Source organism: Lysobacter soyae (assembly GCF_019551435.1).
Taxonomy (GTDB): Bacteria; Pseudomonadota; Gammaproteobacteria; order Xanthomonadales; family Xanthomonadaceae; genus Solilutibacter; species Solilutibacter soyae.
On the sequence record NZ_CP080544.1, the window covers coordinates 1,725,239 to 1,744,981 of the forward strand.

Genomic DNA, 19,743 nt, shown 5'->3' on the forward strand with positions numbered 1-19,743 from the left:
ATCCTCATGATTCGTACCCGCATCGCACTCTTCGCCGCGCTCAGCGTTTTGCCTTTCAGCGCCATGGCCCACAAAGCCTGGATCTTGCCATCGCAAACCGTCGTCTCCGGCAACGCGCCCACGGTGACCTTCGACGCGGCGGTCTCGAATGATTTGTTTTATTTCAATCATGTTCCGCTGAAACTGGACAACCTCGTAATTACTGCACCCGACGGCAGCACGGTCAACGCAAGCAACACGGCAACCGGAAAATACCGCAGCGTTTTCGACCTCGAGCTCAAGCAGCAAGGCACCTACCGCATCGGTGTGGTGAACAGCGGCTTGTCGGCATCTTGGGACGAGAACGGCACAGCGAAACGTTGGCGCGGCAACGCGGCTACCTTCGCCAAGGAAGTGCCGGCCAATGCCAAGGATTTGAAAGTCATCCAATCGGTGGGTCGCGTCGAAACTTTCGTCACCAACGGTGCCCCGAATACGACCGCACTGAAGCTGCAGGGTGAAGGCATCGAGCTGGTGCCGGTCACCCATCCGAACGATCTGGTTGCCGGTGAAGAAGCGAAGTTCAAACTTTTCATTGACGGCAAACCGGCACAAGGTCTGGAAGTGGAAATCATTCGCGGCGCGACACGCTATCGCAATGCCCAAGACGAAATGAAACTCAAGACCGATGCCAACGGCGAGTTCACCGCACGCTGGAACGACGCCGGCATGTACTGGCTTGAAACCACCTCGCAAGACAAGAAAACCAATGTGCCGCAAGCCAAGGAACGCCGCTTGAGTTACGTTGCGACGTTCGAAGTTTTGCCGCAATAAAACGTGACAGTAGAGATCGCCTCTCTGGGTGGTGAAACCATGGGTACGACTTGGCGCGTACACATGGTGGCACCGCGCAAGGCCGATCTGCGCCAGCAGCATCGCCGCATTGAATCGCTGTTGCAGGGGCTGGTGCAGGAAATGAGCACTTGGGAAGCGGATTCGGTGATCAGCCGATTCAATCGCGCCGAGCCCGGCAGCGTGCACCAATTGCCGGCCGACTTTGCACACGTCCTCACTTGCGCCATCGAGATTGCCGCGCAGTCCGACGGTGCCTTTGACCCGACAGTCGGTGACTTGGTCGGCGTGTGGGGCTTTGGCGCACACGCCCGGCGACCTGATGAGATCGGCAATCCCCAGGCGGTTGATGCCGCGCGCGTGCATGTCGGCTGGCGCCGGCTCGAACTGCACGACAGTCAGCTGCGTCAACCCGGTGATCTGCAATTGGATTTATCGGCGATTGCCAAAGGTCATGCCGCGGATGCGATCACGCGCTCGCTTCAACAGAACGGCATCGACCATGCCTTGGTCGAAGTCGGTGGTGAATTGCGCGCCAGCGGACTGAAGCCGGACGGTAGTCCTTGGCGGGTCGCCATCGAGGACGCCGTCGACAAAGACTTGCCCCGCGTCGTCGCGTTGCGCGGTCAAGGGGTTGCCACCAGCGGTGACCGTTGGCACTACAACGACCTGGCGGACCGGCGTATTGCGCATACCTTGGACCCGCGCGAAGGGGCGCCGGTCACGTGCACACCGATGACCGTCACGGTGATTGCCGACTCCGCCATGCTTGCCGACGGTTGGGCCACCGCCATGCGTGTACTCGGGCCCGAACGCGGTGCCCGGCTCGCACAAGCGCATGCACTGGCCGTTCGATTCCACTGGTTGGAAAACGACTTGCCGCGCGAACAGATGTCAGAAGCTTTCCAGCTTCTGCTCGCCGCATGATTACGACCGCACCACGAACCGGTACCGTCTCTGCCTTTGGCCAGCTGCTGATCGGCGCGCTGTTGTTGGGTCTGGCCGTTTGGTTTTGGCACTTGCAAGGCAGGCCTTGGCCGACGATGACCCGCTCGCGCCCCGCACAGTGGACGGCACTGCTGGGCATCATCGCGTTCACGGCGATATCCGCGCCTGCCCTGTATTCGCGTCGCCATAAGAACGTTGTTAGCGAGCACAACCCGGCCGGCGCGCTTTGGCATGTTTTTCATGCCAGCCAAACCGGCTTCGCACTCGAGTTGGCGGCCCGCACTGTTTCCCTGCTAAGGGGCGCCGGTCATGCGGCGGCGCTTTACCCGCTCAATGCGTTTGACGGTGAACGTTTTGCCGAATCGCGCTGTTTGTTTTTGGTCAGCACCACCGGTGAAGGCGACCCACCGGATCCCGCCTTGGCCTTCGTGCAACACGCCATGCGCGCGCCCCGGGCACTGCAGGGCATCGAATACGGGATTCTGGCCTTGGGCGACCGCAGTTATGCGCACTATTGCGCCTTCGGACACGCCTTGGATCGGTGGCTGGCGGCGTCGGGTGCCATGCCGATGTTCGATTTGGTCGAAGTCGACAATGCCGCGGCACCCGCGCTGCAAGCATGGCAAGCGCACATCGCCGCGCAAACCCACACCGAACAGCAAGACGCGTTTGCGCGTGCGCCCCTGCAAGCATTGGCTTTGTCCGAGCGCGTGCACGTCAATCCCGGCAGCGCAAGCGCTGCAGCTTTTGAACTGAACCTCGCGCCGGTGCAGCCGGGCATCGAATGGCAAGCCGGCGATATCGCCGAGATTCGCATCGGCCCGGCGGATGCCGATGCCGACATTTACCGCGAGTATTCCATTGCCAGCCTGCCCGTCGAAGGCCGTCTCTCGCTGCTGGTCCGGATGATGCACACACCTGATGGCAAACCCGGTCTTGGTAGCGGCTGGCTTTGCCAACAAACCAAGCCCGGCGATGACATTCAACTGCGTATTCGCCGCAACCCGAATTTTCATACGCCTGACGGTGATGTTCCGTTGATCTTGATCGGTAACGGCACCGGGATCGCCGGATTACGCGCACATCTCCGCGCCCGGATCGGTGCGAAGCGGCATCGCAACTGGGTGTTGTTTGGTGAACGCAAACGCGCCCATGACCGTTTCTACGACCGGGATTTGGCGACGTGGTTGAATGAAGGCGCCATTGCGCATTTGGATCGTGTCTATTCGCGCGATGCGGATTCACCCCATCGCTACGTGCAAGACGCACTGGCCGCCAACGCCGATCGTTTGCGCCAATGGATGGACGAGGGCGCCGTGATCATGGTCTGCGGCAGTCGGGAAGGCATGGCGCCCGGTGTTGACCAAGTGCTGCGCGATACGTTGGGAGATGCCGCCGTCGATGCCTTAATGGCCGATGGCCGCTATCGTCGCGATGTCTATTGATTCAAGACGCGACCTGATCGCCCGCAGGGCGTAAACGCGCGACAAAAACAGTGCCGGCGCCCTCCATTCGCAACTTGCTGCGTTCGCCACCACGCACACAGAGCGTGTCGCCACGCCCTAAAGACGCACCGGCATCGGTCAGCGTCAGCGAACCGGCAGCAACGTGCACGATCCAGGTTTCCTGCGGCGCTTGGCACAACAGCCAACTGCCCACCACCGGTCGCACATCGAAATCGGCCGCCAAATGCGAGCGACGCCACATCAAATTGAAATCCCGCGTCGCACCGTCGGTCGGTCGTCCGGTCAATGCGGCTTCTCCCTCGAATCGCGCAAAGCCAAACGGCGGCGTCAACGCGACGCGACGACCGTCGTCGAAATCCAAGGCGATCCCCTCGCCTTCCAACAGAACAAGAATGCGATCAATGCCGGGAAATTCGGAGAACGGTGCCGTGGCCACCACATCGGCGATGGATATGCGCCAATCCCAAGCATCGCCACTGCCATCACGGGCGATCTCTCGTGTCGTACCGGCGCCATTTTTCCATGGCTGCGCGATGAGCTCGTCGAAACGAATGATGTCGAAACCGGTGGTCATGCGCGAAGTCTAACGCGGTACGCGACGCCACTCCGGATCGCGCGTCTGCGCGGGCTTGCTCGCGACGGTGATACGGGCCCGATTTTTTTCCAGCGTCTTGGCGCCGATGCCTTTGACTTCCGCGAGGTCTTCAATGCGCTTGAACGGCCCGTTGGCCTCGCGGAAGGCGACGATCGCAGCGGCCTTGGCCGGGCCCACATTCAACAAAACGCGATCCAAGGTCGCCACGTCGGCGAGGTTGATATCGACGGTTTCGTCGGCCAACACCCGACCGCTGACACACATCAGCAGGCAGAGCGCCGCAGCACGCAGAAAGTTCAGATAAAACATGCGAATCCTTTACAAGGCAGGAAGCCCAGTCTCGCGAGTCCGCCGGTTTGACACCTTCCGTATACCCCTAATTTCAGGTAGGTGATCTCCGCACTGATCCGCACCTAACACTACGCGGGCTAAAATCGATGCTTGGATACAGGAGCCATCATGGATAACCAGCGCCTCAGTGATTTCGTCAACGAAAAGTGGGACAGCGAGATCGTTCCGCAATTGGTCGAATACATCAAGATTCCGAACAAATCCCCCATGTTCGACACCGATTGGGTGAAGAACGGCTACATGGACAAAGCGGTCGCGCTGATGGAAACCTGGGCGCGCGCACAGAAAATTCCGGGGATGACGGTGGAGGTGGTGCGTCTGGATGGCCGCACGCCGCTGATCTTCATCGATATTCCGGCCAGTGGCAGCGACAACGCCGACGACACCGTGCTGCTCTACGGCCACTTGGACAAACAACCCGAAATGACCGGTTGGGACGAAGCCGAAGGTCTGTCGCCTTGGACCCCGGTGTTGAAGGGCGACAAGCTCTACGGCCGCGGCGGCGCCGATGACGGCTATGCGATTTTCGGTTCGCTCACGTCGATTCTGGCGCTGCAATCGCAAAAGTTGCCGCATGCGCGCTGCGTCATCTTGATCGAAGCCTGTGAGGAATCCGGCAGCTACGATTTGCCCGCCTACGTCGACCATCTCGCACCGCGCCTCGGCAAGCCTTCGTTGGTCGTGTGTCTGGATTCGGGTTGTGGCAATTACGATCAACTCTGGTGCACGACCTCGTTGCGCGGACTCGCTGGCGGCAATTTGCGCGTCGACGTTTTGGAGGAAGGCGTGCATAGCGGCGACGCATCCGGCATCGTGCCGTCGAGCTTCCGTTTGCTGCGTCAACTGATTGATCGCATCGAGGACGAAGGCACCGGCAAGATCAAACTCGATGGCTTGCATGTCGAGATTCCGCAGGAACGCATGCAGCAAGCCGCAAAAGTGGCGGAAGTGCTGGGCGATGAAGTGTTCGACAAATTTCCGTTGGTGGAAGGCATTCAACCGATGGCCAAGGAAAACACCGAGCTGGTGCTGAACCGCACTTGGCGTCCCGCACTCTCGGTGACCGGTGTCGACGGCATGCCCGCACTCGATTCCGCCGGCAACGTCTTGCGTCCCTACACCGCGGTGAAACTTTCCTTGCGTTTGCCGCCGACTTTGGACGGCAGCACCGGTGGCCAGGTCTTGCAAGAAGCCTTGCTCAAAGATCCACCGAACAATGCCAAGGTCAGCTTCAGTCTTGAAAAATCCTCCACCGGCTGGAACGCACCGGCCCTGTCACCGTGGTTGTCCGAGGCGATCGACCAAGCCAGCCATGCGTTCTTCGGCAAGCCGGCGATGTACATGGGTGAAGGCGGCACCATTCCCTTCATGGGCATGCTCGGCGAAAAATTCCCGGCGGCGCAGTTCATGATCACCGGTGTGCTCGGTCCGCATAGCAATGCCCATGGTCCGAACGAGTTCCTGCACATCCCGATGGGCAAGAAACTGACCGCCTGTGTGGCCCATGTCATCTCGGCCCATTTTGCCGCGAGCCAACGCGGTGAAACCACCGGATCGGGCGTGGCGGCGGACTCCGGTGACCGCCATGGCGACCATGGTTGCTGCTGAACGAATTTAGGTACTATGGGGACTCAACCCCTTGGCTTTCTGGAGATAGATACATGTTCGCATCGTGGATCGGTTACATCGTCGGTGGTCTGGTTATCGGTATTCTCGCGCGCTGGATCAAACCGGGTGCAGACCCGATGGGCTGGATCCTGACCATCGTCCTCGGTATTCTCGGTGCATTGGCCGGTGGCTATTTGAGCCAAACAATGGGCATCACCAACACCTTGGTGCAATGGGCCCTTGCCATCGTTCTCGCCATCGTCCTGTTGTTCATTTATGAAATGATCCGCAAGCCGAAAACGCGCGTTTGATCCCGACTGACAAGTGTTGCCACAGAACCCCGGCTTGCCGGGGTTCTGTTTTTCCGGACAATGTTTTCCATGACTGACTCAATCGACGACATTCGCGCTGCAGAACGCCTGGCTTGGGCACGTGAGGCATTGCAAGACGGTGACATCGGGCTGGAGCGCGCCTCCACCGACGCCGGCTTCCGCAGCTATTGGCGCACGACCGCCTTATCGCCCTCGCGCATCATCATGGATTCGCCGACTGACAAGGAAGATGTGCGACCGTGGTTGCGCATGCGCGACATTTTGGAAGCGGCAGGTGTGCGCGTGCCGGGTTTGCTGGCACAGGACACCACACAGGGTTTTCTGCTGTTGGAAGATCTGGGCGCGAACACCTATTTGCACGACATCGACGCACACAATGCGGATGCTTTCTTCGACGCCGCCATGATGCAGTTGATCAAGCTGCAAAAAGCTACGCCACCCGACGACTTGCCACAGTACGACGACGAGATGCTCGGTCGTGAGCTTCGGTTGTTCGACACTTGGTTCTGCGGCACGCACCTCGGCTTGAGTTTGGATTGCGGCGAGATGGAGATGCTCGACGCGGCCTATCGTTTCTTGATCAACAACGCCTTGGCACAGAACACCGTTCTGGTGCACCGCGACTTCATGCCGCGCAATTTGATGCAAGCTGAAAACGGACCCGCAGTACTCGATTTTCAAGACGCGGTAGTCGGCCCGATTGCCTACGATGCGTTGTCGCTGTTCAAAGACGCTTTCCTCAGTTGGCCGACTGAACGCGTCGACACCTGGCTGCAGCGCTACCACGCCATGGCGGATGCCGAAGGTCTGCCGGTACCTGCGCTTGACGCCTTCATCCGCGACGCGGAGCTCATCGGTGTGCAACGTCACTTGAAAGTGATCGGCATTTTCGCGCGTTTGCATCATCGCGATTTCAAGCCGAAATACTTGACCGATGTGCCGCGGTTTTTTCATTACCTCGACGCGGTGTTGCCGAAGTATCCCGAGCTTTCCGCACTGCAATCCTTCATCGACACGCGCATCAAACCGGCCATGGCGGCGCTGGAAGCCAAGCAAACGGACGCACCGGCGTGAGCACACCGGCCGCACTGATTTTTGCGGCGGGTCTTGGCGAACGTATGCGCCCGTTGACCGACCACACGCCCAAGCCCTTGCTGGAGGTCGGCGGCAAACCCTTGGTCGTTTGGCATTTGGAAAACCTGGCACGCGCGGGTGTCAAACACGTGGTATTGAATACGTCTTGGTTGGCCGAACAGTTCGAACCGACACTCGGTGACGGCAGTCGCTGGAACCTGACGCTCAGCTACGTCTATGAAGGCGGTGTTCCGCTGGAAACCGGCGGCGGTATGCACAATGCCTTGCGCGTTCTGCAAGACGCGCAGTCGCCGGAGGCGGCATTCATCGCGGTCAACGGCGATGTCTGGACAGACTTCGAATTCTCACGGTTACCTGCGCAACCACGCGGCGCCGCACACTTGGTGTTGGTCGATAATCCGGTGCAGCACCCCGGCGGAGACTTCGCTTTGGATGCTGACCATCATGTGCATCCGACCGGGGCGGAAACGCTCACGTTTTCAGGGATCGGCGTTTATACGCCGAATATTCTGGAAAACTGGAGAGCTGTCATCGGCGATGCAGCGGGCAGCCGCGAAACACCGCCTCGATTCAAACTGGCGCCGCTCTTACGACACGCCATGCAACACGGTCGTGTCACCGGCGAACACCACCGCGGACATTGGACCGACGTCGGGACACCCGACCGTCTGGCCGCGCTCGACATCGCGCTGCGTTGATGCCTTAAGCGCCCGATTGCTCGGGAAAGATGTCGCGCAAAAAGGGAATGGTGATTTTCCGATGCGCCGCCAACGACGCCGCGTCAATCACGTCAATCGCCGCGATCAACGCACGCGCGTCGCGGTCGAACCGTCGCAACATCCACTGCACGGCGGCATCCTCCATCTCCATGCCGCGTGCGGCGGCAGCGGCTTGCAACATCTGTGCGCGCCCGGCATCGTCCAACGCGCGCATCACCACGTGCTCACACTGCGCCAAGCGCGAACGCAAATCGGGCAAGACAAACGTCGTTTCTTGCACCGGTTTCGATAGCGAATAGACGATGTTCGCTTTCGCATCCGTCATCGCGTTGTGGAAGTGGAACAGCGCCTCTTCATCGGGGTAGCCACCCAATACCGAGTCCGGATGATCGACGCACACCAACGCATGTGACTGCTGCATCGGCAGCACCTGCGCCAACGCACCGCGCAATGGTGTCACTGACAGGTAAGCCGCAGAAAGGCCGGCACGACGCGCATGCGCCACCATCGCCATCAAGACATGCGTCTTCCCGGACCCAACCGGACCACTGACACAAAGATGGGTGTGAGACTTGCCCTCGGCAATCGCTTCCAGACGCGCGCGCAACCCATCATCCAGCCCGATCAACGCATCAAAACCGATGTCGCGCGCCGATCCGAGTGCCAGTGGCAACTGCGGAATACCTGAATTCATGTCAGGCCGTCTTGCGATTCCGGCAACGCCGCGTCATCGATGATGATGACGGGCTTGTCATGAAACTGCTCGCCGCCATAGAGCTTGCTGGCGGTGTAACGTTCGCGGGCATAACGCAGCAAGACATTCGCCACCGCTGCCACCGGCAAGGCGATCAACATGCCAAGGAACCCGAACAATTGCCCGCCGGCCATCACCGCGAAGATCACTGCGACCGGATGCAGGCCGATACGATTACCGACGAGCTTTGGCGTCAACCAATAGCTTTCGATGACCTGGCCCACAGCAAACACCACGGCAACGCCGGCGATGTGTTGCCAATCACCGAACTGCACCAACGCGGCAATGCTGCCCAACACGATGATGGTGGCAGGACCGAGGTACGGCACAAAAGTGAAAAGGCCGCCCAACAGGCCGATCAGGATGCCGAGTTCCAGCCCGACCAAACGCAGCCCGACCGCGTACAACAGCGCGAGCACCAACATCACCAGAAGTTGACCGCGCAGAAATTCCCGCAGCATTTGGCTCGATTCCGACGCCAAGCGATGCACCGTTTCAATATGATCGCGCGGCACCAATGACTCGACACGCCCGACAAACAAATCCCAATCACGCAGGAAGAAGAACGTGAGCACAGGAATCAAAACGACGTTCGCTGCCATCGCCAGCAAGGCGAAACCCGACTTGCTCACATAGGAAAGCACTTGGCTCGCGAAATCGCCGGCCTGGCTCCAATGCGAACGCACCAGTTCGAACAAATTGTCCGGATCCAGATACCCGGAAATGTTGAGGTGGAGGCGGTGCTCGATGGCCGGCACCAAGGTCCCGAGCACCCAATCGCGGTATTTCGGTAAGGACTCGATCAGCGTCACGATCTGGCGCTCGATCATCGGCACCAAGACCAGCAAGCCGATCAAGGCGACCGTGGACATCATCGCGAACACAATGATCACCGCAGTATTGCGCGACAAACCGCGCGCCTCGAGGCGATCGGCCAACGGATCGCCCATCCAACCCAGAAGCGCCGCAACAGCGAATGGCGTCAATACCGGTGCCAGCAACCACAACACCCAGAGTGCGAAAAACGCGACGGCAGCCCACTGCAATCGCCTGAAAAACGTGGCGATGTCATCCAAGGCGATACGGGAATCCTGCGTCATTTGAGCCTGTAGCTTGCGCCCGTCATGCCTTCGTCGGTGGTATCGGTATCCACGCGTTCAAGCTCGACCATCGCTTTGTCGAAGTCGTCTTGTCCGCCGACCATGCCGACTTCCAGGGTCAAGCTGCTGCCATCTGCCGAGAGCGGCGTCAGCGACTTCACGCCCGACTTCGATTCGATGGCGTTGATCAACGCGCGGTAACGATCGCCCGAATCGACACCGGTCACGGTCAGCACGAATTCGGTCGGTTTGACCACCACCGGTTCCGGTTTCTTGGCGGGACGACCGCCACGTGCGTATTTGCGCAACAGGGCATCGCCGGCGATATCCGCACCTTTGGCCATGGCCTTGCGTGCGTCGCCATCGACGGCACTGGAGCGCGACAAGACGCGGCCTTTGTCTACAAAGGTCCAGTCCGCTTTCCATCCCGCACCACTGCGATAGATCTTGCCGATGAGCTGCATGGGCGGTTGATAAGCTTGCGAGGCGCGGGCCACGGCGGAGGTATCGCCACGCCAGATCGCGCCGGCGACGGCTTGTTCGGCGGCATTGCCGGCCGGCAGACCCAAGCGGTAACCGCGCGCTTTGGCGCGATCCAACACAGGTCGCGCGGCATTGACCTGCGGCAAGCCCACCAATCGCGGGCCGGATCCGTCATCAATGGCCATCCACAGCACGGGTTTCGGTCGCGGCGTCGGCCACACAGGCAGGCCGGACTCGCTGACCAGTTGATTGATCTTCGACTCGTTGAAACGGACGACCAGCATGGTCTTGAACGTGGGGGCGCCGGTACTTGAGGTTCCCTCGTCTTGGCGGTAGTCGTAGCCGCTGGCGTAGCTCGATGCGTTACGCAGTGCTTCGGCCACGCCTTCGCGCGTGATCGGGTTTTTGTCGCCGGTGACGTTGGTCAGGACTTTGAGCAATGCGCGGGCCATGCCGTTGTTGCGCTGGGCGACGGTCTGGTTGTTCACCGGCACTTCGGCGGCATACGCGCCGGTCGCTTTGACCGCATCCCCTTCGACACGCTGTGCGTGCGCAGGCCCGAAAGCCAGCATCAATGCCATGAACCCTGCAGTTAGAAATCCTGCGCGCATGCCCGTTCCCACGTCCTTTGCCGAAAGAATATGTTGCCGCATCCCAGATGAGCCGTCCATCACACCGCCTGCGCCGGCCTCGTGATTGTTAAACTTGTCGGCTCAAACCAGTACGCCGGACGCCCCGTGAGCCAACCGATTGATGACGCCCAAACCCCGATGACCTACCGCGATGCCGGCGTGGATATCCATGCGGGCAATGCCTTGGTCGAACGGATCAAGCCGCTGGTCAAGCGCACCACCCGTCCGGAAGTGATGGGCGGCCTGGGTGGCTTCGGCGCCCTGTTCAATTTGTCCGGCAAGTACCGCGAACCCGTGTTGGTCTCCGGCACCGACGGCGTCGGCACCAAATTGAAGTTGGCACAGCAGTTCAACCGCCACGACACCATCGGCATCGATTTGGTGGCGATGTGCGTGAACGATGTTTTGGTGCAAGGCGCGGAGCCCCTGTTCTTCTTGGATTATTTCGCCACAGGCAAACTCGACGTGGATACCGCCGCCAATGTGATTGCCGGCATCGCCAACGGCTGCGAACAATCCGGCTGCGCCCTGATCGGCGGCGAAACCGCTGAGATGCCCGACATGTACGCGCCTGGCGAATACGACCTCGCCGGCTTCTGCGTCGCGGCGGTCGAGAAGGACGAGATCATTGATGGCAGCAAAGTCCGCGAAGGCGATGTGCTCATCGGTATCGCTTCCAGCGGCCCGCATTCGAACGGCTATTCCCTGATCCGCAAGATTCTTGAGCGCAGCGGTGCGCCGCACGACACCGACATCGGCGGCGTGCCGTTGATCGACGCGTTGATGGCGCCGACGCAGTTGTACGTGAAGCCGGTGCTGAAACTGCTCAAATCGCATGAGATTTCGGCCATGGCGCATATCACCGGCGGCGGCCTGACCGAAAACATCATCCGTGTGATTCCCGATGGTCTCGGCTTGGACATCGACGCGCGTAGCTGGGAAATGCCGCCGGTCTTCCAGTGGCTGCAGCGCGAAGGCAATGTGGCACTGCCGGAAATGTGGCTGACTTTCAATTGCGGCATCGGTTTTGTCTTGATCGCGCCGCTCGCCAGTGTCGCGGCAATTGAAGCGGAACTCGATACGCAATCACTGCGCCATTGGCGCATCGGTCAAGTCGTCAAGACATCCGACACGGCATCTCGCGTCCACATCGGCTGAACTGACATGGGCCTGCGCATCGCCGTGCTCTGCTCCGGGCGCGGCACCAATTTGCAAGCCGTTCTGGATGCGATTGCGCAGAAAACCTTGAACGCCGAGATCGTCGGCGTGTTTTCAGACAAGCCGGCGGCGCAAGCCTTGAAGCGCGTGCCTGAAACCTTGCGCTGGTCACAGCCTGTGCGCGCTTTCGAGACGCGTGAGGCTTACGAACACGCGCTCACCGAGGCCGTCGCGGCGGTGCGACCCGACCTGGTGTTGTGCGCCGGCTATATGCGCATCTTGTCTTCGCATTTCATAACGGCGCAGCGCGGACGCATCATCAATGTCCACCCGTCCTTGCTGCCGAAATTTCCCGGACTCGATACCCATCAGCGGGCGCTGGATGCCGGCGAAACCGAACATGGCGCGACCGTGCACCAAGTCATTCCGGAATTGGACGCGGGGCCGGTGCTCGGACACAGCCGTTTGAAGATCCGCCCGAATGAGAACGCCACCGAATTGGCGGCTCGCGTATTGGATTGCGAGCACGTCTTGCTGATCCGTGTATTGGAACAGCTTTGCAGCGGCACTCTGAAACTGAACGAAAACGGCGCAATTTCGGACGGTCATCAAGAATTTAGGCCCCTTCAGATAGAGTGCGGCGGATGAAACCTCTCCCTGCCCGCTCAATGGTCGCCATTGCCGCGCTTTGCGCCGGCACAGGTTTGGCCTACGCGCAGCAACAGGCCGCACCGAAGGATGCCGTACCGGTTTCTTCGGCTCCGACCACGCAAACCACGCCAGCCAATCCGGTGGTGCTGGAACCGGAGAAGCAAATCCTGGTGACCGGGCAACCGCGCGCACTGCAGGGCTTTCAATCGAACTATCAGGTCTATCGCAAAGGCAGTTTGGCCGGCACCGCAATGATGCAAGTGGTGCGTCTCGGGCCGAATCGATGGCGCGTGGATCTCGGCATTCGCGGCACCAAGGGCTTGGCCGGTTTCGCGGCGCTGAATTCACAACAAAGCACAGTGTTCGACCAAGTCGGCACGCGCTATGTTCCGGTGTCGCAAAGCACCGTGCTGAAGACGGTGCTGAGCTCGGACAAGATTGTCGGTACCTACAACTGGCAAACGCAACAAGCGCGCTGGACCGGCGACATCAAGAAGTCGCGCCAACTGCCGGTGGCACTGCAGCCCGGTGACATGAACTTGCTGCTGGTGAATTTGGCCGTGGTGCGAGATGCCCGTCCGGGTCAGGCCTTGAACTATCGACTGGTGGATCGTGGCCGCGCCAAGCCAATCCATTTCCTCGCCGCCGCGGCGCAGGAAACGCTGAAGGTGGGCGAAGATGGTTTCCAAGCGCTGCCTGTACGTCGCACCGGTGTGTCGGCAGACGAAAGCCTGACCGTTTGGGTATCGGAAGGCGTGCCAACGCCGATCCGGATGTTATTGGTTCAAGACGATGTCGGTGAACTGGATCTCCAGCTCGCCTCTTACAAGGTGATTCAATGAAAATTCGTTCCGTTTCCTCGTTTGCCGCTGTGAGCTTGGCCGCGGCGCTGTTCGTGACTGGCACGGCGCAAGCCGAAGGTCTGCAACCGTTCAACGCCACCTACAAAGCCACGTATATGGGGATGTCCGGCACCGGCAAGATGTCGCTGTCGCAATCCGGGTCGCGCTACAAAGCAGTGTTGAGTGTCGACGCCATGCTCGGTTCGGCCGCGTATTCGAGCGTCTTCGACGCCAGCGGCGCGCAGTGGAAGATGGTGTCGAGCGCGGATAACCGTAAATTCGTCGGCAAGAAATTGAACCGTTCGGGCACCTTTGATTGGGGCAAGGGCGAGGCGCGTTGGAGCGGCGATGTGAAAGCTGACCGCCAAGGTCCGATCAAACTTCAAGCCGGCGACGTGGATCCGTTGGCACTCGACCTTGCGTTGGTACGTGACGTAAAAGCCGGCAAGCCGCTGCGCTACCGCATGCTGGAAAACGGGAAAGCCAAAACCATGAACTTCACGGTGGCTGGCAAAGAGAACGTGACCGTGGGCGGCAAGACCGTATCTGCGACCAAAGTCGTTCGTAACGACAAGGGTGACGAGCTCGCCGTGTGGGTCGCCGACGGCTACCCGGTGCCGGTGCGCTTGCGCCAGACTGACGACGGCGCAGTGACGGACTTGAAACTGCAATCCGTCAATTGATGGCCACGGTTGCCGCTCGGTCAGAGTTGTGACTTGAGCGGCAGTACGAATTTTTCGAACAGTTTTTCTTTCAGCGGCCGCTTCTCCCACATCTCGTAGGTGTAGCGCACCGTCAGCTTCAAATCCTTCTCGAAGATTTGCGTCATATGCGCGGCGAAGGCCGCGCTATAGATGTTCAAGCTCGCCTCATCATTCAAGCGGAATGACCGCACATCGAAATTGGTGGAACCCACCGAGACCAACAAACCATCCACGATCAACAGCTTGTTGTGCATCATCGTCGGCTGGTATTCGTAGATTTCGATGCCTTCTTTGAGCAAATCACCCCAATGGGCTTTGGACGCCAGTCGTACGGAGTCCGAATCTATGTGTTTGCCCGGCACGATGACGCGAACTCGCACGCCGCGTTTGCGCGCGGCTTGAAGCGCCTTCATGATCAGATCATCGGGCACGAAATAGGCGGCCTGCAGATCGATGCTGCGTTCGGCCGCCGCGATCGTCATCAAATACATGAGGTGCATGCTTTCGCTGCCGCCCGAGGGCGAGGCGATAAATAGTTGCGCATCCATGTCGCCCGCCGCCGGCAGCGCCGGGAAGTACTTCGGTCCGTTCAAGACTTCGCCGGTGGTCTTGATCCAGTTGTCATTGAATGCCGCTTGCGCCTGCGCCACCACCGGCCCTTCGAAGCGGAAATGCAAATCACGCCAGTGGTCGGCATCTTGGGCATGGCCCTCCCACTGGTCGGCCACGCCGACGCCGCCGGTGAAACCGATTTTGCCGTCAATGATCAACAGCTTGCGGTGCGTGCGGTTGTTCATCCGACCGAGGTTGTACCAACGCAACGGACGGTATTGATGCACGCTGGCACCACTGCTTTTCAATTGCTCCAGCATCGCTTCGTCCATCTTGACGCTGCCGACCCAATCCAACATCACCCGCACTTGCACGCCGGCGCGCGCACGCTCGCTCAGGGCATCGACGAATTGTTGGCCCACATGCCCCGACCAATAGATATAGGTTTCAAAGGTGATGGTGTGTTGCGCACTGCGAATGCCGTCCAGCATCGCGGGGAAAATTTCATCGCCGTTTTCCAGCGCCTCGACCGTATTGCCTTGGGTGATCGAAGGCCCGAGCAAGACTGAGAGTTCGCGTTCGTATTGCGGATCGTCCAAGTTGTAGCGATGTTCAATCTTTCGCTCCAACTTCTTTTCCGGCGTGGCGAAATTCATCACCAACACCACCGCCAAAACACTGGCCAACACGGTCAACAAGATCGTCCAGATCATGCGCTTCTTACTCCAGTGAATGCGATCTCTCAGTCTCATGCGATGCGCCGGATCGTTGCTCCCAGCCCGGCGAATTTCTGCTCGATGTTTTCGTAGCCGCGATCCAAGTGATAAATGCGATCAATTTGGGTTTCGCCTTGCGCAACCAAGCCGGCAAGAATCAAACAGGCCGATGCGCGCAAATCAGTGGCCATCACCGGTGCGCCGGAGAGACCTTCCACGCCGCGTACCAAGGCCGCGTGGCCATCGACCTTGATGTCGGCACCCAAACGTTGCAGCTCTTGCACATGCATGAAGCGATTTTCAAAGATGGTTTCGTTCACCACCGACGCGCCGTCTGAGATACAGGCCATCGCCATGAATTGCGCCTGCATGTCGGTGGGAAACGCCGGGTGCGGCGCTGTCACGATGTCGACCGCCTTTGGACGTTTGCCGTGCATGTCGAGCCGGATATCCGTGCCGTTTACAGTGATTTCCGCGCCGGCTTGCTCAAGCTTGCGCAGCACGGCATCCATGGCATCGGGATTGGCGTTCTTACAGGTCACACTGCCACCGGTCATGGCGGCGGCCACCAGGAACGTCCCCGTTTCGATGCGGTCGGCAAGCACGTTGTGGCTTGCGCCATGCAAACGCGGCACGCCGCGGACGATGATGCGCGAGGTGCCGGCGCCTTCAATGTCCGCACCCATGGCGATCAGGCAATTGGCGAGATCAACGATTTCAGGTTCCATCGCGGCGTTTTCCAACACCGATGTCCCTTCCGCCAACGTGGCCGCCATCAAGACGTTTTCGGTGGCGCCGACGCTCACCATGTCGAACACCACTGTGGCCCCTTTCAATTTCTTTGCCGTGGCACGAATGTAGCCGTGCTCCACCACGACTTCGGCACCCAAGGCTTCCATCCCCTTCAAATGCTGATCCACCGGACGGGAGCCGATGGCGCAACCGCCGGGCAGCGATACCTCCGCGGCACCGTGTTTGGCCAACAAGGGCCCCAATACCAAGACCGACGCGCGCATGGTGCGCACCAATTCGTACGGCGCGACGTGGCTGTTGACGGTGCGCGGGTCGACGACGATCGCGCTGTCCTGACCGGTGCCGAAGGTGGACTCGTCAACCGTGATGGTTGCGCCCAGACCCTCCAACACCTTGGCCGTGGTTTTCACGTCGTGCAGGTTCGGCACATTGCGCACCGTGACCACATCGTCGGCCAACAAGGTCGCGCACAAAATCGGCAACACCGCATTCTTGGCGCCGGAAATCACTACTTCGCCGTCGAGCACCACGCCACCTTCCACCACAATTTTTTGCATTTGAATTCCCGGTATCGGAAGTGCTCAGCGACCAGCGGCCGCGGCTTCTTCCTGCGTCAAAGTCTTGAGTGCCAGCGCGTGGATTTCGCCGCCCATCTTGTCCCCCAAGGTGGCGTAGACCAGACGATGACGTGCCAATGGCAACTTGCCCTTGAAATCATCGCTGATGACCTGGGCTTCGAAATGCACGCCGTCATCACCCTGCACCGCCACGCGTGCGCCGGGCATTCCGGCTTCGATCATGCTGCGGATGGTGTCTGGATTCATGGGCTTCTCTCGCGCGGTTTAAACTAGCCCTACAGCGTAACGGATGACCGTTGAAATGTCCGAGAAAGGATTGCCGGATCCCATGGATTTCGCCGCCAGTGGGCGCCGGGTGTTTGACATCGAAGCCGACGCGTTACGCGTGGTCGGCGGCCGGATTGACGGTGCTTTCAGCGCCGCCTGCCAGGCCTTGATGACCACTACCGGCCGGGTAGTTTGCGTCGGCATGGGCAAGTCGGGGCACGTGGCACGCAAAATCGCAGCCACGCTCGCTTCCACCGGCACGCCGGCATTTTTCGTCCATCCGGGTGAAGCCGGGCATGGCGACCTCGGCATGATTACCGATGCCGACACTGTGTTGATGCTGTCGAACTCGGGCGAAACCGACGAATTGCTGATGCTCTTGCCGGTCCTCGCCCGTCAAGGCAACACCGTGGTGTCGATGACGGGGAAACCGGAATCACGCCTGGCGCGCGCTTCTGCCGTGCATCTGGATGTCAGTGTTCCGGCCGAAGCCTGTCCGCTGGATCTCGCCCCGACCAGCAGCACCACCGCCGCCTTGGCGATGGGCGACGCCCTGGCCGTGGCCTTGCTGGAAGCTCGCGGATTCACCTCCGACGATTTCGCCCGCTCCCACCCGGCGGGCAGCCTGGGTCGGCGCCTGTTATTGCACATCCACAACGTGATGCATGTCGGCGACGAGATTCCGCGCGTGGGCCAACATGCAAGCCTCGGGGATGCGCTCGTGGAAATGAGCCGCAAACGCTTGGGCATGACCGCCATCACCCGCGAAGACGGACACCTGCTGGGACTGTTCACCGACGGCGACCTTCGCCGCACGCTCAATACGCCCGGGCTGGATGTCCACACCACCCCGATCGAATCGGTGATGACGCGCACGCCGCGCACGATCGGCCCCGATCAATTGGCCGTGGAAGCGGCGAAATTGATGGAAACGCATCAAATCAACGCCTTGCTGGTGGTGGATGACAACGCCAAATTGGTCGGCGCGCTGAATATTCACGACCTGTTGCGGGCCCGCGTGGTCTGATTGCCTATGCCTTCCATCCCCCATTCACCCGATCTGCAATCGCGCGCCGAAGCTGTGCGCTTGGTGGCCTTCGACATCGATGGCACCCTGACCGACGGACGCTTGGTGTTCGACTCGGAAGGTCGTGAACTCAAGGCCTTTCACTCGCAAGATGGCATGGGCATTGCCCTGCTGGTGCGCCACGGTTTCGAAGTTGCCTTTGTGACTGCCCGGGAAAGCCGGATCGTTGAAGCGCGCGGGCGCGAACTCAAGGTGCAGCACGTCTTTACCGGCGAAAAAAACAAGGCTGGTTGCATTCGCGCCTTGGCCGCCTCTTTGGGCCTCACACTCGAGCAAGTCGCCTTCATGGGCGACGATCTGCCTGACTTGGAAGTCATGCGTTTGGTCGGCTTGGCGGCGATTCCTGCCGATGCGCACGCCTGCGTGAAACCGATTGCGCACTTCGCTGCGCAAAAAGCCGGGGGCCGCGGCGGTGCACGCGAACTGTGTGATGTGTTGCTTGCCGCACACGGGTTCGCGGATGCCATTTACAACGCGGGTGACGCGCAATGAACTGGCGCACTGCAATCACGCTGGCGTTGGTGGTGGGTGCCCTGTTGTCGGGCATCGCCGTTTGGCGCGCGCAAGAACGCTTGAAATCGGTAGCGCCGGATGCGGCCGCGCCCGACTATGTCCTGCACGACTTCAGCATCGTCGCGCTTAACGCCACAGGGCAACGCGCTTTCACGTTGAAAGCGCCGCTGTTGGAGCGCAACCCGAACGACCACAGCATGACCCTGCAAACCCCGACCTTCACCTTCCCCGACAAACAAAACCGGCTCTGGGAAGCAACGTCCAAGACCGCTTGGGTGTCTGACAAGGCCGAAGAAGTGCGCTTGCGCGGCGATGTCCTTATGCGGTCGCCGACCGGCCAAAGCCAAGCCGAACTGCGCAGCGACAAAATGAATGTTTTCCCGCAGCAAAACCGCGCCGTGAGTGACGACTTGGTCACCGTATCGCAGCCCGGCGTTATACTTCGCGGTCGTGGTTTCGAAGCCCAAATGGACCAGGACCGCGTCAATCTGAAATCGGAAGTCCGAGCCCAATATGATCCCAATGTCTCCCGCTAAGCGCCTGATCGGCGCAGTCGCAGTGGCCGTCCTCTTCGTCGGCGGTGCCCATGCGCGTTCCAGCGATCGCAAGGCGCCGATGAATATCGAGGCTTCCACCCAACAGTGCATTCTCGGCGCATCGATGACCTGTACCCTGACCGGCAATGTGATCATCACCCAAGGCACCCTGAAGGTGAACGCCGCACGCGCGGTGATCACCCAAGCCAATGGTCGTCCGCAACGCGGCCAATTGAGCGGCGGCGTCACGGTCAGCCAGGAACTCGACGACGGCACCCCGATGAGCAGCAAATCGGCCAACGCCGACTACGACTTCGTCAATGAAGTGATCACCTTGTCGGGCAACGTCACGGTCACCCAGCCGCGCGGTTCGATGTCGGGTTCGCGCATCGTGTACAACACCAAGTCCGGCCACGTGAACAGCGGGGGCGATGGCACCCGGGTCAAGATGGTCATCATGCCCAAGGGTTGA

The 19,743-nt window shown here is 60.1% G+C and carries 23 protein-coding genes; 15 read left to right on the top strand and 8 right to left on the bottom strand.

Annotated features, from left to right (window positions below; translation table 11 throughout):
* The first annotated feature begins 6 nt into the window (after positions 1-6).
* The 3 genes from H8L67_RS08335 to H8L67_RS08345 are packed head-to-tail and all read left to right on the top strand — an operon-like array spanning position 7 to position 3,224.
* A complete protein-coding gene (locus H8L67_RS08335; RefSeq protein ID WP_434063397.1) occupies positions 7-813 on the top strand; it encodes a DUF4198 domain-containing protein in 807 nt (268 codons plus the stop codon).
* Between the two features lie 39 nt (positions 814-852).
* Positions 853-1,758: an FAD:protein FMN transferase gene (locus tag H8L67_RS08340; RefSeq protein WP_220380794.1), complete on the top strand. Its 906-nt coding sequence runs from the start codon at positions 853-855 to the stop codon at positions 1,756-1,758.
* Positions 1,755-3,224 (top strand): sulfite reductase subunit alpha, encoded by a 1,470-nt coding sequence (locus H8L67_RS08345; protein ID WP_220379376.1) that lies wholly within the window; start codon positions 1,755-1,757, stop codon positions 3,222-3,224. The genes H8L67_RS08340 and H8L67_RS08345 overlap by 4 nt, the downstream gene beginning before the upstream one ends.
* 1 nt (position 3,225) lies before the next feature.
* Here H8L67_RS08345 and H8L67_RS08350 read toward each other — a convergent pair whose 3' ends face one another.
* Positions 3,226-3,819 (bottom strand): HutD/Ves family protein, encoded by a 594-nt coding sequence (locus H8L67_RS08350; protein WP_220379377.1) that lies wholly within the window; start codon positions 3,817-3,819, stop codon positions 3,226-3,228.
* A gap of 9 nt (positions 3,820-3,828) precedes the next feature.
* Entirely contained in the window at positions 3,829-4,149 is a 321-nt protein-coding gene (locus tag H8L67_RS08355) for a ComEA family DNA-binding protein (protein WP_220379378.1), read from the bottom strand.
* A gap of 150 nt (positions 4,150-4,299) precedes the next feature.
* On the opposite strand from H8L67_RS08355, the gene H8L67_RS08360 reads away from it, so the two are divergent.
* From H8L67_RS08360 to murU, 4 genes are all read left to right on the top strand, one after another.
* A complete protein-coding gene (locus H8L67_RS08360) occupies positions 4,300-5,799 on the top strand; it encodes a M20 family metallopeptidase (protein ID WP_220379379.1) in 1,500 nt (499 codons plus the stop codon).
* Between the two features lie 53 nt (positions 5,800-5,852).
* Positions 5,853-6,110, top strand: a complete 258-nt coding sequence (locus H8L67_RS08365) for a GlsB/YeaQ/YmgE family stress response membrane protein (RefSeq protein WP_220379380.1) — start codon at positions 5,853-5,855, stop codon at positions 6,108-6,110.
* Positions 6,111-6,179: 69 nt separating this feature from the next.
* Positions 6,180-7,205, top strand: coding sequence for an aminoglycoside phosphotransferase family protein (locus H8L67_RS08370; RefSeq protein ID WP_220379381.1), 1,026 nt, complete (start codon positions 6,180-6,182; stop codon positions 7,203-7,205).
* On the top strand, positions 7,202-7,924 hold the full coding sequence (gene murU / locus H8L67_RS08375; RefSeq protein WP_255555947.1) for an N-acetylmuramate alpha-1-phosphate uridylyltransferase MurU: 723 nt from the start codon (positions 7,202-7,204) through the stop codon (positions 7,922-7,924). Before H8L67_RS08370 ends, murU begins: the two co-directional genes overlap by 4 nt.
* Before the next feature lie 4 nt (positions 7,925-7,928).
* Here murU and H8L67_RS08380 read toward each other — a convergent pair whose 3' ends face one another.
* The 3 genes from H8L67_RS08380 to H8L67_RS08390 are packed head-to-tail and all read right to left on the bottom strand — an operon-like array spanning position 7,929 to position 10,893.
* Positions 7,929-8,639 carry an HdaA/DnaA family protein gene (locus H8L67_RS08380; RefSeq protein ID WP_220379382.1) on the bottom strand — a complete coding sequence of 237 codons (711 nt, stop codon included), beginning with the start codon at positions 8,637-8,639 and terminating at the stop codon, positions 7,929-7,931.
* Positions 8,636-9,799 (bottom strand): AI-2E family transporter, encoded by a 1,164-nt coding sequence (locus H8L67_RS08385; RefSeq protein ID WP_220379383.1) that lies wholly within the window; start codon positions 9,797-9,799, stop codon positions 8,636-8,638. Before H8L67_RS08385 ends, H8L67_RS08380 begins: the two co-directional genes overlap by 4 nt.
* Positions 9,796-10,893: a DUF2066 domain-containing protein gene (locus H8L67_RS08390; RefSeq protein WP_220379384.1), complete on the bottom strand. Its 1,098-nt coding sequence runs from the start codon at positions 10,891-10,893 to the stop codon at positions 9,796-9,798. The genes H8L67_RS08385 and H8L67_RS08390 overlap by 4 nt, the downstream gene beginning before the upstream one ends.
* 159 nt (positions 10,894-11,052) lie before the next feature.
* On the opposite strand from H8L67_RS08390, the gene purM reads away from it, so the two are divergent.
* From purM to H8L67_RS08410, 4 genes are read left to right on the top strand one after another with little or no spacing between them, the layout of a single operon-like run.
* Positions 11,053-12,072: a phosphoribosylformylglycinamidine cyclo-ligase gene (gene purM / locus H8L67_RS08395; protein ID WP_220380796.1), complete on the top strand. Its 1,020-nt coding sequence runs from the start codon at positions 11,053-11,055 to the stop codon at positions 12,070-12,072.
* Between the two features lie 6 nt (positions 12,073-12,078).
* Positions 12,079-12,720: a phosphoribosylglycinamide formyltransferase gene (gene purN / locus H8L67_RS08400; protein WP_220379385.1), complete on the top strand. Its 642-nt coding sequence runs from the start codon at positions 12,079-12,081 to the stop codon at positions 12,718-12,720.
* Positions 12,717-13,565, top strand: coding sequence for a DUF3108 domain-containing protein (locus H8L67_RS08405; protein ID WP_220379386.1), 849 nt, complete (start codon positions 12,717-12,719; stop codon positions 13,563-13,565). Before purN ends, H8L67_RS08405 begins: the two co-directional genes overlap by 4 nt.
* The gene (locus H8L67_RS08410; protein WP_220379387.1) at positions 13,562-14,248 is read left to right on the top strand and encodes a DUF3108 domain-containing protein; all 687 of its coding nucleotides are present in this window, start codon (positions 13,562-13,564) and stop codon (positions 14,246-14,248) included. The genes H8L67_RS08405 and H8L67_RS08410 overlap by 4 nt, the downstream gene beginning before the upstream one ends.
* A gap of 20 nt (positions 14,249-14,268) precedes the next feature.
* Here H8L67_RS08410 and H8L67_RS08415 read toward each other — a convergent pair whose 3' ends face one another.
* From H8L67_RS08415 to H8L67_RS08425, 3 genes are read right to left on the bottom strand one after another with little or no spacing between them, the layout of a single operon-like run.
* Positions 14,269-15,534: a phospholipase D-like domain-containing protein gene (locus H8L67_RS08415; RefSeq protein ID WP_220379388.1), complete on the bottom strand. Its 1,266-nt coding sequence runs from the start codon at positions 15,532-15,534 to the stop codon at positions 14,269-14,271.
* 35 nt (positions 15,535-15,569) lie between these two features.
* Positions 15,570-16,847 carry a UDP-N-acetylglucosamine 1-carboxyvinyltransferase gene (murA, locus tag H8L67_RS08420; protein ID WP_220379389.1) on the bottom strand — a complete coding sequence of 426 codons (1,278 nt, stop codon included), beginning with the start codon at positions 16,845-16,847 and terminating at the stop codon, positions 15,570-15,572.
* 24 nt (positions 16,848-16,871) lie between these two features.
* Positions 16,872-17,114 carry a BolA family protein gene (locus H8L67_RS08425; RefSeq protein ID WP_220379390.1) on the bottom strand — a complete coding sequence of 81 codons (243 nt, stop codon included), beginning with the start codon at positions 17,112-17,114 and terminating at the stop codon, positions 16,872-16,874.
* Positions 17,115-17,169: 55 nt separating this feature from the next.
* On the opposite strand from H8L67_RS08425, the gene H8L67_RS08430 reads away from it, so the two are divergent.
* From H8L67_RS08430 to lptA, 4 genes are read left to right on the top strand one after another with little or no spacing between them, the layout of a single operon-like run.
* Positions 17,170-18,162: a KpsF/GutQ family sugar-phosphate isomerase gene (locus tag H8L67_RS08430; RefSeq protein WP_220379391.1), complete on the top strand. Its 993-nt coding sequence runs from the start codon at positions 17,170-17,172 to the stop codon at positions 18,160-18,162.
* 6 nt (positions 18,163-18,168) lie between these two features.
* A complete protein-coding gene (locus H8L67_RS08435; RefSeq protein ID WP_220379392.1) occupies positions 18,169-18,714 on the top strand; it encodes a KdsC family phosphatase in 546 nt (181 codons plus the stop codon).
* Positions 18,711-19,271, top strand: coding sequence for an LPS export ABC transporter periplasmic protein LptC (gene lptC / locus H8L67_RS08440; RefSeq protein WP_220379393.1), 561 nt, complete (start codon positions 18,711-18,713; stop codon positions 19,269-19,271). Before H8L67_RS08435 ends, lptC begins: the two co-directional genes overlap by 4 nt.
* On the top strand, positions 19,258-19,743 hold the full coding sequence (gene lptA, locus H8L67_RS08445; RefSeq protein ID WP_220379394.1) for a lipopolysaccharide transport periplasmic protein LptA: 486 nt from the start codon (positions 19,258-19,260) through the stop codon (positions 19,741-19,743). Before lptC ends, lptA begins: the two co-directional genes overlap by 14 nt.

What these genes read in the sequence shown, in the direction of transcription:
- H8L67_RS08350 (WP_220379377.1), bottom strand. Translation starts at nt 3,819, where the DNA reads ATGACCACCGGTTTCGACATCATTCGTTTCGACGAGCTCATCGCGCAG.
- murA (WP_220379389.1), bottom strand. Translation starts at nt 16,847, where the DNA reads ATGCAAAAAATTGTGGTGGAAGGTGGCGTGGTGCTCGACGGCGAAGTA.
- H8L67_RS08380 (WP_220379382.1), bottom strand. Translation starts at nt 8,639, where the DNA reads ATGAATTCAGGTATTCCGCAGTTGCCACTGGCACTCGGATCGGCGCGC.
- H8L67_RS08355 (WP_220379378.1), bottom strand. Translation starts at nt 4,149, where the DNA reads ATGTTTTATCTGAACTTTCTGCGTGCTGCGGCGCTCTGCCTGCTGATG.
- H8L67_RS08390 (WP_220379384.1), bottom strand. Translation starts at nt 10,893, where the DNA reads ATGCGCGCAGGATTTCTAACTGCAGGGTTCATGGCATTGATGCTGGCT.
- H8L67_RS08415 (WP_220379388.1), bottom strand. Translation starts at nt 15,534, where the DNA reads ATGATCTGGACGATCTTGTTGACCGTGTTGGCCAGTGTTTTGGCGGTG.
- lptC (WP_220379393.1), top strand. Translation starts at nt 18,711, where the DNA reads ATGAACTGGCGCACTGCAATCACGCTGGCGTTGGTGGTGGGTGCCCTG.
- H8L67_RS08335 (WP_434063397.1), top strand. Translation starts at nt 7, where the DNA reads ATGATTCGTACCCGCATCGCACTCTTCGCCGCGCTCAGCGTTTTGCCT.
- H8L67_RS08405 (WP_220379386.1), top strand. Translation starts at nt 12,717, where the DNA reads ATGAAACCTCTCCCTGCCCGCTCAATGGTCGCCATTGCCGCGCTTTGC.
- H8L67_RS08410 (WP_220379387.1), top strand. Translation starts at nt 13,562, where the DNA reads ATGAAAATTCGTTCCGTTTCCTCGTTTGCCGCTGTGAGCTTGGCCGCG.
- purM (WP_220380796.1), top strand. Translation starts at nt 11,053, where the DNA reads ATGACCTACCGCGATGCCGGCGTGGATATCCATGCGGGCAATGCCTTG.
- H8L67_RS08430 (WP_220379391.1), top strand. Translation starts at nt 17,170, where the DNA reads ATGTCCGAGAAAGGATTGCCGGATCCCATGGATTTCGCCGCCAGTGGG.
- H8L67_RS08435 (WP_220379392.1), top strand. Translation starts at nt 18,169, where the DNA reads ATGCCTTCCATCCCCCATTCACCCGATCTGCAATCGCGCGCCGAAGCT.
- H8L67_RS08370 (WP_220379381.1), top strand. Translation starts at nt 6,180, where the DNA reads ATGACTGACTCAATCGACGACATTCGCGCTGCAGAACGCCTGGCTTGG.
- H8L67_RS08425 (WP_220379390.1), bottom strand. Translation starts at nt 17,114, where the DNA reads ATGAATCCAGACACCATCCGCAGCATGATCGAAGCCGGAATGCCCGGC.
- purN (WP_220379385.1), top strand. Translation starts at nt 12,079, where the DNA reads ATGGGCCTGCGCATCGCCGTGCTCTGCTCCGGGCGCGGCACCAATTTG.
- H8L67_RS08385 (WP_220379383.1), bottom strand. Translation starts at nt 9,799, where the DNA reads ATGACGCAGGATTCCCGTATCGCCTTGGATGACATCGCCACGTTTTTC.
- H8L67_RS08360 (WP_220379379.1), top strand. Translation starts at nt 4,300, where the DNA reads ATGGATAACCAGCGCCTCAGTGATTTCGTCAACGAAAAGTGGGACAGC.
- H8L67_RS08365 (WP_220379380.1), top strand. Translation starts at nt 5,853, where the DNA reads ATGTTCGCATCGTGGATCGGTTACATCGTCGGTGGTCTGGTTATCGGT.
- lptA (WP_220379394.1), top strand. Translation starts at nt 19,258, where the DNA reads ATGTCTCCCGCTAAGCGCCTGATCGGCGCAGTCGCAGTGGCCGTCCTC.
- H8L67_RS08340 (WP_220380794.1), top strand. Translation starts at nt 853, where the DNA reads ATGGGTACGACTTGGCGCGTACACATGGTGGCACCGCGCAAGGCCGAT.
- H8L67_RS08345 (WP_220379376.1), top strand. Translation starts at nt 1,755, where the DNA reads ATGATTACGACCGCACCACGAACCGGTACCGTCTCTGCCTTTGGCCAG.